This is a genomic window from Ottowia sp. VDI28 (assembly GCF_049532675.1).
Classification (GTDB): domain Bacteria; phylum Pseudomonadota; class Gammaproteobacteria; order Burkholderiales; family Burkholderiaceae_C; genus Ottowia.
Map to the genome: position 1 here is coordinate 2,134,734 of NZ_CP149820.1, position 13,189 is coordinate 2,147,922.

16 protein-coding genes are annotated in these 13,189 nt (G+C 60.4%); all 16 read left to right on the top strand.

The window, feature by feature from the left end; translation table 11 throughout:
• The 16 genes from WJU18_RS10265 to WJU18_RS10340 all read left to right on the top strand — a co-directional run bounded on the left by WJU18_RS10265 (position 1) and on the right by WJU18_RS10340 (position 13,178).
• The gene (locus WJU18_RS10265) at positions 1-1,086 is read left to right on the top strand and encodes a hypothetical protein (RefSeq protein WP_423454261.1); all 1,086 of its coding nucleotides are present in this window, start codon (positions 1-3) and stop codon (positions 1,084-1,086) included.
• Positions 1,083-1,793: a hypothetical protein gene (locus WJU18_RS10270; protein ID WP_423459980.1), complete on the top strand. Its 711-nt coding sequence runs from the start codon at positions 1,083-1,085 to the stop codon at positions 1,791-1,793. The genes WJU18_RS10265 and WJU18_RS10270 overlap by 4 nt, the downstream gene beginning before the upstream one ends.
• Positions 1,787-2,956, top strand: a complete 1,170-nt coding sequence (locus WJU18_RS10275) for a hypothetical protein (protein WP_423454257.1) — start codon at positions 1,787-1,789, stop codon at positions 2,954-2,956. The genes WJU18_RS10270 and WJU18_RS10275 overlap by 7 nt, the downstream gene beginning before the upstream one ends.
• Complete coding sequence (locus WJU18_RS10280) at positions 2,953-5,175, top strand: hypothetical protein (protein WP_423459981.1); 2,223 nt, start codon at positions 2,953-2,955, stop codon at positions 5,173-5,175. Before WJU18_RS10275 ends, WJU18_RS10280 begins: the two co-directional genes overlap by 4 nt.
• Before the next feature lie 322 nt (positions 5,176-5,497).
• Complete coding sequence (locus WJU18_RS10285; protein ID WP_423459982.1) at positions 5,498-5,932, top strand: hypothetical protein; 435 nt, start codon at positions 5,498-5,500, stop codon at positions 5,930-5,932.
• Positions 5,933-5,934: 2 nt separating this feature from the next.
• Positions 5,935-7,740: a hypothetical protein gene (locus WJU18_RS10290; protein ID WP_423459983.1), complete on the top strand. Its 1,806-nt coding sequence runs from the start codon at positions 5,935-5,937 to the stop codon at positions 7,738-7,740.
• Between the two features lie 74 nt (positions 7,741-7,814).
• Complete coding sequence (locus tag WJU18_RS10295) at positions 7,815-8,231, top strand: hypothetical protein (protein ID WP_423454249.1); 417 nt, start codon at positions 7,815-7,817, stop codon at positions 8,229-8,231.
• A complete protein-coding gene (locus WJU18_RS10300; protein WP_423459984.1) occupies positions 8,228-8,896 on the top strand; it encodes a hypothetical protein in 669 nt (222 codons plus the stop codon). The genes WJU18_RS10295 and WJU18_RS10300 overlap by 4 nt, the downstream gene beginning before the upstream one ends.
• A gap of 8 nt (positions 8,897-8,904) precedes the next feature.
• Positions 8,905-9,414 (top strand): hypothetical protein, encoded by a 510-nt coding sequence (locus WJU18_RS10305; RefSeq protein WP_423454245.1) that lies wholly within the window; start codon positions 8,905-8,907, stop codon positions 9,412-9,414.
• Positions 9,356-10,075 (top strand): hypothetical protein, encoded by a 720-nt coding sequence (locus WJU18_RS10310; RefSeq protein WP_423454243.1) that lies wholly within the window; start codon positions 9,356-9,358, stop codon positions 10,073-10,075. The genes WJU18_RS10305 and WJU18_RS10310 overlap by 59 nt, the downstream gene beginning before the upstream one ends.
• Positions 10,072-10,233: a hypothetical protein gene (locus tag WJU18_RS10315; protein WP_423454241.1), complete on the top strand. Its 162-nt coding sequence runs from the start codon at positions 10,072-10,074 to the stop codon at positions 10,231-10,233. Before WJU18_RS10310 ends, WJU18_RS10315 begins: the two co-directional genes overlap by 4 nt.
• Positions 10,234-10,235: 2 nt before the next feature.
• Positions 10,236-10,661, top strand: a complete 426-nt coding sequence (locus WJU18_RS10320; RefSeq protein WP_423454239.1) for a hypothetical protein — start codon at positions 10,236-10,238, stop codon at positions 10,659-10,661.
• A gap of 509 nt (positions 10,662-11,170) precedes the next feature.
• Positions 11,171-11,623, top strand: a complete 453-nt coding sequence (locus WJU18_RS10325) for a hypothetical protein (protein WP_423454237.1) — start codon at positions 11,171-11,173, stop codon at positions 11,621-11,623.
• 21 nt (positions 11,624-11,644) lie between these two features.
• Positions 11,645-12,064, top strand: a complete 420-nt coding sequence (locus WJU18_RS10330) for a hypothetical protein (RefSeq protein WP_423454236.1) — start codon at positions 11,645-11,647, stop codon at positions 12,062-12,064.
• Between the two features lie 54 nt (positions 12,065-12,118).
• Positions 12,119-12,964, top strand: coding sequence for a hypothetical protein (locus tag WJU18_RS10335; protein WP_423454234.1), 846 nt, complete (start codon positions 12,119-12,121; stop codon positions 12,962-12,964).
• Position 12,965: 1 nt separating this feature from the next.
• Complete coding sequence (locus tag WJU18_RS10340; protein ID WP_423454232.1) at positions 12,966-13,178, top strand: hypothetical protein; 213 nt, start codon at positions 12,966-12,968, stop codon at positions 13,176-13,178.
• The last annotated feature ends 11 nt before the right edge of the window (positions 13,179-13,189 follow it).

A 13,189-nucleotide genomic window follows, 5' to 3' on the forward strand; every position in this document is an offset into this window, starting at 1 on the left:
ATGGCGCTCAATTTCGTCAACAACGCTCGCGCCACCTTGACTGGCACCCTTGGGGCAAGCGCCACCAACGTGCTTAAGTCGAGTCTCGACGGCTGGGAGTCGCTCTCCGTGCCGGAGAGTGGAGCCTTTGGTTTGCTGGTCACCATCACGAGCCCGGCAGAGCCTGGCGAGATGGAGATCATCAGGATCACTGCCGCCAGTGGAACGGCGATCTACATGGCTCGCGGGTTGGAGGGGACGACGGCGCGGGAGTGGTTGACGGGCGCCATCCTTGAGGCAAGGATTACGGCCGGCGCCTTGAACTCGTTCCTGTCAATGGGGATTGACGGCGAAGGTTCCTTCGAGCCTGGGGAGCTTGCCAACTATCGGTGGCTCGTTGGAGCCAAAACCGGCTATCCCGCACTCTCAATGGTCACGCGGACCACGGGATTCCCAGTCCTGGAGGTGCGCGACTGGGCAGGCCAGAGCCCGCAGGATCAGAATCCCAGCCCGAGCAGAGAAATCGTCAACGGGAGTGTGGTGGTCGGCTTGGGAACCATACCCGCGTGGGCTTCTTCCACCACTTATGTGCCAGGCAGTGTTGTTCAACCGACCACGCCAAACGGGTATCAGTATTCGGTGGGCGACGTGTACGACACCACTGTGGGCACGGTGCAGCCGGACTTCAGTGCAAGCATGCCAAATTCGACCTCCGAGTACATCTCCGGGAACCTCACCCGCATATGGGTGCCTACCCCAATTCCTGCCGTGGTTGCCGTCACTCTGGCCGGATCTAGCGACTTCAGCGGCCTCGACCCAGCCGGCTTCGTGGTCACAGAAGTGGGTGCGATCTGTTTTAGCCTGGAGAGCGAGGCGACGACACCGGTGGTATCCATCGGCACCCAGGCCGACCAGACGCGTTTCGCGGACAGCGTGGCGTTGGATCAGATCACCGCCGCAGGGCACATCCACCGAATTGCGGTCACGGCCGGCGGCGCTCCAGTGGAGGATCTGGTGTTCACCGTGGAGACCCCCTCCGACAAGCAATACATGGGGCGCTTCTACTGGAAGGGCTTCTACGTTCAGAACGCACTGATCACCCCATGATCCCAGAACTCGTCAACTCTCATGCTGTCAACGCCGGGGACTCCGGGGCTGATGAGTTGCGGGCGCTCGGTTTTGATTTGGTGGTCGCGGGGCAGGCCACGGCTGATGTAGGCGCCGCTCCGATCTATCCAGTCCTCGAAGGCATTGATCTGGTGAGCGCTGGGCAGCCCGTGGCCGTGGTGCGCTCGCCGGCCTATCCTGTGTACGAGGGGCTCGACTTAGTACGCACGCCCACGCATTCGGTGTTCATCTATCCGGTCAGCGCGGCTACATCGTATTCGGTCAACTCTGCCCTCCCTCTGGAGTTTGGGACACCTAGACTGGAAGTGGAGCCCATTTCCTTTCAGGTCGGCGGCAGCATGCCGCTGGAGTTCGGGACACCCCATGCGCGCCAGAGCTTCGCGGCGCCGTCCCATCAGCCCCTTGAGTTGGGTTCGCCGACCCTGGAGCAGCGCGCGATGGCTGCGAGCGCATGGCCGTTGGAGTTCGGGACACCCCGGGCAACTGCACGATTCGGCGCCGCAGGCTTCGATTTGCTGCGTGCTGGCAAGGCCACGGTCGAAGTAGGCGGGGCCACATTCGCCGTGCCAGGACATGCGCCGCTGGAGCTGGGCACCCCGGGTCCATGCCGGTATGCGGTGATGGCGCGGCCGGCATTCCCGCTGGAAATCGGGACACCCCGAGTTGATCGAGGCACAGGATGCTGACGTTTGCAGAATTCACAGGCATCAACAATGTGCTGCCCGAGCACCGCCTGAGTGGCGAAGATCTGATTGCAGCGAAGAATGTCGATATCGGCCTGACAAAGGAAATCAAGCGGCGCGGTGGATTCACGGAGTCGTCAGACCAGTGCCACAAGAATGTGTGGCAAGCCGATGGCTTCATGCTGGCCACCTGCGGCAGCGTGCTGACGGCCATCCATCCGAATGGGGATCGGCACGTGATCCATCCCGCGCTTGGTCATGATCGAGTCTGGTACTGCAACCTTCCAGACGGCCGCACCACGTATACCAACGGGCTGATTCAGGGTGTGACCGATGGCCTGACCGGGGTTGAACGCAGCGTGCCTGCACCCGATTCGTTGGGTGTGCCTGATGCCGCTTTTGGCGCGCTGCATCCTGGCCAGTATCGGTACTACCTGACCTTCGTGCGCCTGGCCGATCGGATCGAGGGTCCTGCCTCCGCAAGTTCCGAGCCCTTCACCGTCGACCAGGGCGGGCTTCGCTTAGGCGGTTTGCCCGAACTCGAAGGCCATGCTGTCAACGTCTACCTGAGCGGGCATGACGGGGAGGGCGCCTATCTGGCCGGCGTGGCCACGGGCCGCAGCTTTGAGTATTCTGGCAATAACTCGGCGCTGGTGCTGCCATGTCGTACGCTCGGCGCTCAGCCTTTCCCTGTCGGCACGCTGACCGCTTTTTGGCGCGGCCGTGTCCTGGTGGTTCAAGGTGACGTTCTGTGGGCGAGCCGCCCCAATGCGCCACACTTGTCTGACTGGCGCGATTTCAAGGCGCTCGGCTCGCGCATCACGGCCGTGCAGCCGGTCCTGGACGGTGTGTATGTGGGCACCGAGAAGGATCTGATATTCCTCTCCGGAACGGATTGGGTGGGCCTGGCGCACGTGGCCACGAAGCGCGGGCCGGTGGTGCTGGGATCAGGGGTTAGCGCTCCTGGCGACAAGATCAAGGTGGGTGACGGATCCGGTAGCGGCGAGGCCATGCTGTGCATTGCCGGCGGCGAGATCGTGGCGGGCTTTTCAGGTGGGCAGACTGTAAGCCTGACGGGCAACCGGTACCGAACAACGGTCCAGGAAGTCGCCGCTGCCTTCCGGGTGATTGACGACATCCCCCAGTACATGGCGGTGCCGCAATGACGTTTCTGCACGACCACCTGGCGTTCGATATCTTCGGCAATCCGAAGCCCATTGCGCCGCTGCCTGAGCTACGCATCGTCGGGCGGGGGATGTCGCGCGATCAAATCCAGATGGCTCAACGAGCCTTCACCAACTACAACCAACGGGCCAGCTTGTCGAGCGTCCCGAACCCGGTAGAGGCAGGCCGTTTGCCTGATGGCTCGCGCTATAAGGCTTTCACGGTTGGGCGCAACAGGTACATGCAGGTGTGGCCCGCGGATGTTAGGGACGAGGTTGCTACGTTCTATGTTCCGGTTGGTATTCTTTTTGGCGGGATGGTGGCAGATCCCCCGTTAGATGGCGGACCCCCTTTACCCACAAGAACCTACCTCTGGACTGTGGTCAGCCCTCCTGGGCCGGTTCTCGCTGAATGGACACGCCAAACGATCCGTACCAAAGATCAGGGTAACGTGATCGAGATTCCCAACTTGGCGCCGCAGAACTATGGCGCGACGAGAGCTGGAACGGTTGCCTCACCGTCTGCGGACTACTTCCGAGTGGTTGACTTTACTACCGGCGTCAGCAGGGCGGGGCTCCTCAAGATTCCCTTTGCAAATGAAGGGGGTGATGCCGTATCGGTGACCGGCGCTCCTCTTTTCCGTGAAGACGAAACGATCTTCTTGGGCTATTTCCATTCAACGAGATGGGACGGTGACACCCTCAATCTTCGCCTATTCAGGTCGTTCAGACGTCCAGTAGCTGCGCTCAGCAGTGCCGGGTACTTTGAGAAAGATGGCGATGCCTTTGTGGGGAAGATACTCCCTGCGCAACTGGCACCCGAAACTGATGTCTCGGACCTTTGGGAGTTTCCGATCCCGGTGGAATTAACCACCTTGGGCGATACCACACCGACCTCCAGCTACAACAAAGATCGGACGAGGTTGAATCTCTATTTAAACGGTACGAAGCATCAGCCATCGGTGCTGGATTCGACGCTTGCGTCAGGGCAGACCCGTTTGGTCGAACTGCCTTATGTCTCACTGAACAGGTATTACTGGGGCGTCGATCTAGAGCCGAGGCAAGCCATCAGCTGGTGGCGGCGCGTGCCCACAGGTCTTGGGACCGGAGACTACCAAATGCCCCAAGTGACGGATTTTGTGTCAGGCACGTTCTCGGCATCAGTCGACACAGAGAACGATGAGGTCCTTGAAAGCAGTTGGGAAGAGGGTGCCTATGTAGCCGAACCGAAACCCTACACCAGATTGCTGTGGGTGTATGACCCATTCCTCGTGAGGACGAAACCGATTCAATCGACCTCCACCACCGGTATAGGCGGGGGAGGCGGCACGGGCGTGGGCATGATGTGCACCGCTTCATCGCCTGTACCAACCCTCAGCCGGAGTGTTTCTGTCGAGTCCCCAAATATGTCCAGGGTCTCCTGGGCTCGCACAATTTCGGGGCCTTGCACATTCAATGGCCACTCCAAAATTACCTCGCGCAGCATTCTTCAGGGAGCATTTAAAGACGACGAGCTTCAGGGAGTCATCGAGCTTTCGGTTGAGGAGATTGATTACGACATGATTGGGAGTAATACGTACGTCGAAAACACGTACGAAATCGTACCCACAGGATCCGTAACTCCATTTGTTCCCGAAGATCTTTACAAGGATGGCGGCGGCCCGTCTGGAACAATATCCTCATCCTGGTCGGCCAATACGACGCTGACCGTTAGTAAGCATAGGACCGCTGAGATTGACGGCCGCGAGAATCTCGTCCTTGAGGATGCGCTCTTTGTCGAGACCGCATCGACCTCATCGTCAGGTCCGCATGCCGTATCGCATTCTGTCCAGCGCACCCTCCGAGAGATCGCTGTATTCAATCCGGACTTGAATCTGCTTTGTTACTTGGAGACCGAGTTCACTGCTGGCTATTCTTATGACGTAGTTCCTGGAGTGGGCACGTCGGATATGACGTTCAGCTCCCGCCCTTCACTGTCGACAGGAGAGTGGCCGAAGATTGGTCTTGTCATAGAGCACGCCTCAGACACCATTCGGTTGACGACAAACATGCCCGTCTATGACGATGTCTTCATCGCGTCTTTACACCCTGCTGCCGGCCTATATCCGGGTTACGATGGTGGGACGGTATCTATGTATATGCGCGATGCAGCCTTGGGGGGGCGATCTACGGGGGCGGGACGAACTACACCACCGTTTCTGATACCGGTGTGCCAGAAATAGGTGCCGTCTATGGGACCACTTTCGACGCACCCAATTTGCTCTGGACAGTCGATAAGAAGACTGGTGCGCAGCCAGGGCCTTTCAGGGGCAACTACGAAGGGCGCGGCAGATTTCGTCCCATTGCACTGAATCGGTTCACACGCATTTATTTTCAAGAGTCACCGGACCGGCGCGGGGCGATTTTGGCCATCCTTCCGGCTGAGGGCATGCCAGAACTGGACTTCGGTCGGAAGGTGTATCTCATAACCGCCGGCTCTATTGAGGAGATGTCAGAAGAGATGGCGGCGGGTCTGGACTTCACAACAATGTCGGTGTTCTAACCATGATCGTTTGCAACACACTCAATGGCGCAGTCACTGAGTATGACTGGCCGGCATTCCAAAGCATCACGGCAACCCATGCTGGGTCGGCGTCGGGCTTGTTTGCATTTGGCGGCGACACGGATGCTGGTTTGCCCATCGTTGCAGAGATCAAGCTGCCTGCCACGTTGCGCAAGAACACCCTGAAAAAGCACATCGCCGCGGCCTACCTGTCCATGCGTGGCTGTGGCTGCGCGCAGTTCCTGGTCTACGGCCCGAACCATGAGCGCTGGGGGTACGAGTTCCCCCTGGTGAGCAGTGGCCAGACGCGCGCGCAGCCGGGCAGGGGGATCCGAGAAAACTATCTGGGCTTCGGCGTTCGAACCCCAGCCGGCCAGGCCTTCACGCTCGATCGCGTGGAGATCCTTGAAGCAACATCCAAGACAAGGAGGGTCTGAACATGGCCGATCCAAGCGGCAGCATTGCTGCCACCATCGTTACCGAGAAGTATGCGCAGTCGGTCGCGCTCGCCAATGCGGCGAATGCGCAGATTGAAGACTTGCAGCAGAAACTGACCGACAGTCTCTATTCGCCACCCACCATTGACGTGAAATGGGAAACTCTGGCGGCGCCGGCTTTGCCGCCGATTCCCGATCTCCCGCCTTTGCCTGATATGGCGCTGGCTGCGTTCGATGCGGCGCCCTCCGCCTTTTCCGACACCGTGCCGGATGTTCAGGTGGACGGCGATGCCCCCGTCGCGCCGGCCTTGAACTTTGGGATCGCGCCCACTTTGACCATCGGGCAAGCGCCGGTTTTGCCTGCCGTGCGGGATGTCACCTTGCCGGACGCGCCTGTCGTGGTGCTGCCAGACGCCCCGCAGTTTCTGGCGCTGCAGACGCATACCTTCGGCGGCGTGAATCTGCACGAGGACTGGCTGGACAAGCTCGATGAGATTCCCGAACTCTCCATCCTGCAGCCGGCGCCGTTCAACTATCAGCCGGGCGCTAAGTACGCATCCCAGTTGCTGGACAACCTCAAGGCCGTTCTGAATGCGCGGATCCAGGGCGGTACCGGTTTGGCGCCGGCAGTGGAACAGCAGATCTGGGACCGGGCCCGTGATCGGGAAACGCAATTGGCCTTGGCGCGCGAGCAAGATGCTCTTCGTCAGTCGGAGTCACTGGGCTTTCCATTGCCCTCCGGGGTTCTCGCTGGCCAGCTCGCCGACGCGCGCCGGGAGTACCTGGACAAGATCTCCGGCCTGAGCCGCGATATCGCCATCAGGCAGGCCGAGCTCGAGCAGCAGAACGTTCGCGAGGCCATTGGCCAGGCCTTGCAGCTCGAAACCACGCTGATGGAGGACTGCTACAAGCTGGAGATGCTGGCGTTTGAGGCGGCCAAATCGACAGCCGAGAACGCTATTGCGGCGCACAATGCCGCGCTCGAGCACTTCAAGGCGCTGCTGGCCGGGTACCAAGCCTATGCCGCGGCATACGACACGGTTATCAAGGCCGAGCTATCCAAGATCGAGGTCTTTAAGGCTCTGCTGCAAGCCGAGCAGACGAAAGCCGACATCAACAAGAGCTTGGTCGACCGGTATAAAGCTGAGATTGAAGGCTGCATGGCGGCCGTCGAGATCTATAAAGCGCGGGTTGGCGCCGCTCAAACTCTGGTGGAGCTGGAGCGCACGCGGATCCAGGCCGGAGGGGAGCAGGTCAAAGCCTTCGTCGCCACAGTGAACGCCGAAACCGCCAAGGCTGAGATGTACAAGGCGCAGGTGGGTGCCGAGTCAGCCAAGAGCGATGCTTACCGGTCGGCGGCGCAGGCCTATGGCGCGAAGGTGGGCGCTCAGGTGGAGGTTGCTCGCCTGGGTCTCTCGAAGGTGCAGATCAGGCTCGACGCCAAGCGCTTGGAGTGGGACGGCTGGCGGGCCAAAGTCGATGCCAACGCCCGGCGCGTGGAGTCTGCGGCCCGTCAATCCAGCATCATTGTGGACGGCTACCGTATTGGTGCCAACGCCTCCGAAGCGCAGGCTGGCTCATATATGCGCCGGTGGGAGGCCGACATTCGGCAGTACCAGGCCGCCCAGTCACTGACGTTCGATGTGGCAAGAACCAACGCGGCTGCGGTCATGCATGCCAACGACGCGCGAATGGAAGCAGCGAAGATCGGCCTGGCTACTGGCGCGCAGCGTGTGGCCAGTGCCTGGGCGATGGTGAGTGCAGGTGCGCAAGTGTCGGATCAGACTCAACTGGAAATCAAGGCGTGACGCGCGGGGGGCTGGTGATGCGCGCCCCCGTATAGGGTTAGACGGTAGCTGGCTGCTCCGGAATCATCCGGAGCATGACCTCTCCGGCAAGTCTCGAATTCACCATCTATCAGGGCGCGACGTTCAGCGAAACGCATGAACGTGAGACGGTGCCCTATGGCGCACACTGGGCATGCGGCCAGTTGGTGAAAGACGACTGCGGCACGCCGGTTCCTCCCGAAGACATCACCCCTGAAGACTATACGGACTGTGAAGCCCGGATGCTTCTGTGGGCGCAGGTGGGAAATTCCACGGTCGAGATTGAGCGCACCTCACAGGATGGCCACATCTCTCTGAGCGGGAAAGAGATTACTTTCACTTGGACTGCCGCCGAAACTGAAGTGCTGGCTTGGCGGCAGGCCGCGGGGATCGTGGAAATCACCCGTCAGAGCGGCGAGGTCGAGCGGCAGTACAACGTTTGCGCAACCGTCGTCCCGAAGAGGCCGCAGTGACCAATCTCGTGTCTCAAGACGAAGACACCGTGGTGATCACGCGGGAGACGTCAGTGGTCGTGACGCGGCAAGGGGCTGCGACCGTGGTGATCAAGCGGCAAGACCCTGGTTTTGTCGTGATCACCAAGCGGGAATCTGAGCCTGTCTCGGCTCAGCCTGAACCGGTGATCGTGAAGCCGCAAGTGATGACGCCCATCGTGATTTCCCCGCCGCCGAGCACGGTTGTCGTTTCTGACGTGAAGCCGAAGACGGTAGTTGTCACGCGGGGAATTCCGGGACCTGAGGGGCGTCAAGGGCCTCCTGGCCCAGCCGGCGGCGCCACTTTGATAGAGGTCGGTCCTGCGCCAATCGGCGGTCATAGCGCGGTGGCCTGTAATGCGGGAGGTCTCTTGGTACCGGCCGACAGCACGGTTTATGCGCACCTTGGGGCTGTGGTTGGTCTGGTGCAGAACGCTTACGTGCCCGGCGACCTGGCAGAGGTGAAAGCGGGCTATCCACTCGAGCACGCTGGCTGGACATGGACGCCGGGACCGGTGTACGTGGGCGCGGCTGGTCAACTCACGCAGACCCTTCCGCTCGGAGCGATCTTTGTCCAGGTGATTGGCTTTGCACTGTCGGCGACTCGGGTACTCATCGATCTTCAACCCCCCATCTTGATTTCATAGGAGGCCTCATGGCTGCAAAAAAACTTCTCCGCCTTGTCTCAGGGGTGATTACCGAGGTGTTCGGTATCCAAACGAGCGCTGGCGCAGGCAACGCGGGTGATATCGTGGCGCTGGACGATAGCGGTCGAATCGATAGTTCCATGATGCCTGTAGGTATCGGCGCCGACACGGCGGTCATCGTCGCCTCAGAGGCCTTGGCCGCTGGTGACTTCGTGAACGTCTGGAATGACACCGGCACCGCGAAGGTGCGCAAGGCAGACGCGACCGTGGCTGGCAAGGATGCGCACGGCTTCGTCCTGGCGGCCGTAGCCAGCGCCGGGAACGCTACCGTCTATTTCGAGGGCACAAATACGCAGGTCACCGGACAGACTGCCGGCAACGTGTTCTTGCAGACCACCGCCGGTGCCGGCGGCTCTACCGTTCCAAGCGCCACCGGCAACGTGGTGCAGCAGATCGGCGTTGCCACGAGCGCGACCGCGATCAACTTCGAGCGGGGCGTTCCCGTTACGCTGGCCTGAGATGGCTGAACGGCGCCCCCTTGTCCTGATCGGTGGACAGCCAGCGGAGCTGCCCGGTAGCGATTCGCTGCCGAGCACGCCGGCACGGGCGTTCGTCAGCGATACACCGCCTGTTGGAGCCACGGCCAAAGACTTGTGGTTCAACAGCTCGAACGGGCAGATGTACATCCTCTATGAGGACGCGGATTCAACGCAGTGGGTCGGCGTGGTCGGGAAGCAAGGGAAAACCGGGCCGATGGGGGCCACCGGGAGTACAGGGGCGACGGGCGCCACTGGAGCAACCGGAGCGACAGGCCCAGCCGGGTCGGGACTCTCAAGTAGCGGCGCCATAGGCTACACAACCGGTGCGGGCGGCACGGTCACTCAGACCGTCAGCAAGAACAACACTGTCTCGATCAACGAGCCATCCGGAACAATTACCACACACAACGCCGCACTAGCTGCTGGCGCCACAGTGTCTTTCACCGTCAACAATACCGCGGTTGATTCGGACGACGTGGTTTATGTTACGACCCACAGCGGCGGCGGTCTCAACTACAGGATAGATGTGCCGATCTCGGTGGCCGATTCGTTTGTGATTCGCATGACGAACATCTCTGCTGGGTCTCTATCGGAGGCCCTCAGCATCAGCTTCGCGGTAGTTCGGGTGGCCACATCATGATCGACTTCCCTTCTTCCCCCACGGTCGGAGACACCCACACCGCCGGCGGCGCTACCTGGGAATGGGACGGCGTGGCCTGGGTGCCGATCGACAACCCTGCAGGCGGCTCTGGCGCTGATATGGGTCTCATCTTCAATCCTGGCGGGGCGTTGCTCTAACCATGGCCAAGACCACTACTTCTCCATTCCTCCAGGCCGTCAAGAACCTGGACGGCACCCTCACGAACGCCAACGGCACGGCCAAGGTGACGGTGTTCACGGCTGGCGCGAACGACTCCGTGCTGAAGTCGTTCAACCTGGCCAGCACCGACTCCGCTGCCAACAATGTCCAGGTGTTCATCAACGTGGGCGGCGCCGGTACCGACCGGCTCATCAGCACGGTCCCTGTCCCCGCCAACTCTGGCAACAACGGGACCGTAGCGAGTGTGGACGTGCTGCGCTCGGCGCTGCTGCCCTTTGCCAGCTATGACGCCTACGGCAACCGCGTCCTGAACCTCGCAGCCGGCACCACGATCAAGATTGCTCCGCTCACCACGCCGGCATCGGGCAAGGTGATTGATGCCTTCGGGGAAGGAGGGGATTTCTGATGTTCGGAGATATGAGCCCAAGAACTTCTAGCCGGGTTCGGTCGAGTTCCATTCAACTGGTGTCCGCAAGCAATCAATCGCTGACCGCGAACCAGTATTCCCCGATCAGCTTGACAGGGCAGGGCGCTCTACCTGGGTGGCGAGGCAGCTCCTTTGTGGCGCCACATTACGGACTCTATAGCTTTCGATTTTTTGGCTATATGACCACGAACTCAGGCACGGTGACAGGCTCCTTGGTGGTAAATAGCTTGAATGACTATGTAGAGACTCTGGCCAACTACTGGAAATCCCTCTCTGTCGCTCTCATCTTGCAGCCGCAAGATGTTGTATCGGTGTCGCTGCATCCCGGCGGTACGAGTAACACTCTTGTGGCTGGGGCAGTCCTTCGCATAGATGGTCTCTTGTTTGCGGGGGGGTAACCCCTGCAAGGCAAAACGTCAAGTCCATCGACGGAGGCTCGCATGTTTGGCGAGCTAAATCCGCGAGGGCTATTCCAGGGCAGCGGGGCCGTGCTGCAGCACATTCAAAAGAGAATCCCCGGCACCGCCACCACCTCAAGCGTCACCCTGGGCATTTCTACGGTTCCGACGTCATCCGACGGGGATTCACTGATCGACTATTCGATCAGCATCACGCCGCGGCGGCCGGACAGCACGCTGCGCGTGGGCCTATTCATTCCGTTTGGAGTGACCACCGTAACCGGGGCTGGCGTTCGCTTCGCCTTGTTCAGGAGTGGGGAACTCAATGCGTTCTTCGCGACAACCACGGTATTCAATTCAAACCAATCGATCAGCCTGGAGGCATCGTTGCCAGCAGATGGAGGTGCGCCGATCACCATTCTCACGCGTTGGGGCGTTTCGAGCGGGGCTGCGTACCTAAACCGTTCATCGACCGTTTCGTCATATTTCGGCGGGAATGTCATGGCGTCACTTCTCAGCGTGCAGGAGCTGGCGAGCAACTGACTGGCTTTCAAGGAGGTCACCATGTTCGGTGACCTCAATCCCCGATCTGGCGCAAGGAAGCCGCTCGGGCACATGTTGGTATATCGCGGCACCAACGTCGCAGTGGGGTCCGCCACGAATATTCCTTATGACGTGATCGACGTCGACTCGGACAGCATCTGGACTCCCTCATTGAATGCTGCTGTCATTGAAAGGGCTGGCCTGTACTTTATGGGCGCCTTTCTAAGGAACGGGTCCCTGGGGACATCCACCGACGTGCGGATTCATTTAAATGGAACAGCAATGGCCGTCAGCGCTGCATCGACGGGGCTCTATAACCAAGTCACATGTATGGCAATCCTGTCGGTGGGGGACCAGATCAGTGCATCGCTTTCCAATGCGATAACTGTCAGCACCGCCGGCAAGCTGTCGCGGCTGGAGCTTTTCGGCCCGCTCGCCTGAGCACCCCCGTATAGGGTTCGACGTATAGAGCCCGGCCCGGAAAACTCCGGGTTCATGAAAACCGAACTCGCGTCATTCTTCGCAACATTCCTTGCATGGGCTGGCGCTTCTGCTGGGGTGGCGCTGGCTGTCATGCTGGTCTATGACGCGCTCGGACATAGGGCCGTCAGGAAGGCCATAGACGCACTCCCCGATGTGCCAGAGGCGGATAAAGCGTTCGCATGGTCGTGCATGTGGCGGGCGCTGGTGTCCGACTGGAAGATTCGCTTCTTCGATCTGTCGGCGCCGATTGTCATGGCCATGGTCATACCGTTCGTGCCGCGATCGGCCAACAAGCTGCCGCCGCCGTTTTCGGCTTGGGACAACAACATCTCGTTGAACGGTGATTCCGGCGGAGTCTGGGTACCCGCAAATCATCCGGAGTTCATCAGGTATGCGAGTGCAGGCGAGGGCGTCTGGGTCGACTACCACGACGTGCTGAACTGGGATCCGCTGGTTGATTGCCTGCAGGTGACCTATGACACCCCTTTCTATGACGGCGACGCCTATTACGCCAAAGGGCATCACCCGCGGAGCCGCTGGGCCCGCTATGTCTGGGTAGGCCTGCGAAACCGGGCGACGAAGCTGGCGCTGGATCTGGGGGCGGCTGTCAACGGGCCTATCGATCTGATCAGCGGCAGCCTCGCTATCAGTACCGGCCAATCTGGACACTTCCTCCTGCGCTGCGGGGACGCCTATCACTTCAAAAGCATTGAACGCGTGAGCGTGCTTGGCCGCGATTTCGCGCGCATCCGAAGCTACGGCTTCAAGCTGGAGATTGCCCTGAAGTCGCCGAAAGAAGGTGATCGCGTGGCGGTGGTGGCCATCGGCTGGTCGGCCAAGGCATGGAAGGAAGCTTGACATGGAAGACCGAACCCAAATCAGCATCCCTATGGCAAAACTCATCAGCGTCTGGGTGGCGTTCGGCATCACCTCCTGGGAGAAGGCTGCTGCTGCGGCGGCGTTCTTCTACTCGGCCTTGCTCATCAGCGAGTGGTTCTGGAAGAAGATCTGGCGCCCGGCATTCGAGCGCTTCGGCTGGATCAAGCCGAAAGGTGGGGCCGATGGCGAGTGATGGCCGTTCGC

Bases quoted from the DNA above. Each gene is read 5' to 3' on its own strand.
- WJU18_RS10290 (WP_423459983.1), top strand. From the start codon at position 5,935: ATGGCCGATCCAAGCGGCAGCATTGCTGCCACCATCGTTACCGAGAAG.
- WJU18_RS10335 (WP_423454234.1), top strand. From the start codon at position 12,119: ATGAAAACCGAACTCGCGTCATTCTTCGCAACATTCCTTGCATGGGCT.
- WJU18_RS10270 (WP_423459980.1), top strand. From the start codon at position 1,083: ATGATCCCAGAACTCGTCAACTCTCATGCTGTCAACGCCGGGGACTCC.
- WJU18_RS10315 (WP_423454241.1), top strand. From the start codon at position 10,072: ATGATCGACTTCCCTTCTTCCCCCACGGTCGGAGACACCCACACCGCC.
- WJU18_RS10265 (WP_423454261.1), top strand. From the start codon at position 1: ATGGCGCTCAATTTCGTCAACAACGCTCGCGCCACCTTGACTGGCACC.
- WJU18_RS10275 (WP_423454257.1), top strand. From the start codon at position 1,787: ATGCTGACGTTTGCAGAATTCACAGGCATCAACAATGTGCTGCCCGAG.
- WJU18_RS10320 (WP_423454239.1), top strand. From the start codon at position 10,236: ATGGCCAAGACCACTACTTCTCCATTCCTCCAGGCCGTCAAGAACCTG.
- WJU18_RS10330 (WP_423454236.1), top strand. From the start codon at position 11,645: ATGTTCGGTGACCTCAATCCCCGATCTGGCGCAAGGAAGCCGCTCGGG.
- WJU18_RS10340 (WP_423454232.1), top strand. From the start codon at position 12,966: ATGGAAGACCGAACCCAAATCAGCATCCCTATGGCAAAACTCATCAGC.
- WJU18_RS10305 (WP_423454245.1), top strand. From the start codon at position 8,905: ATGGCTGCAAAAAAACTTCTCCGCCTTGTCTCAGGGGTGATTACCGAG.
- WJU18_RS10280 (WP_423459981.1), top strand. From the start codon at position 2,953: ATGACGTTTCTGCACGACCACCTGGCGTTCGATATCTTCGGCAATCCG.
- WJU18_RS10295 (WP_423454249.1), top strand. From the start codon at position 7,815: ATGACCTCTCCGGCAAGTCTCGAATTCACCATCTATCAGGGCGCGACG.
- WJU18_RS10285 (WP_423459982.1), top strand. From the start codon at position 5,498: ATGATCGTTTGCAACACACTCAATGGCGCAGTCACTGAGTATGACTGG.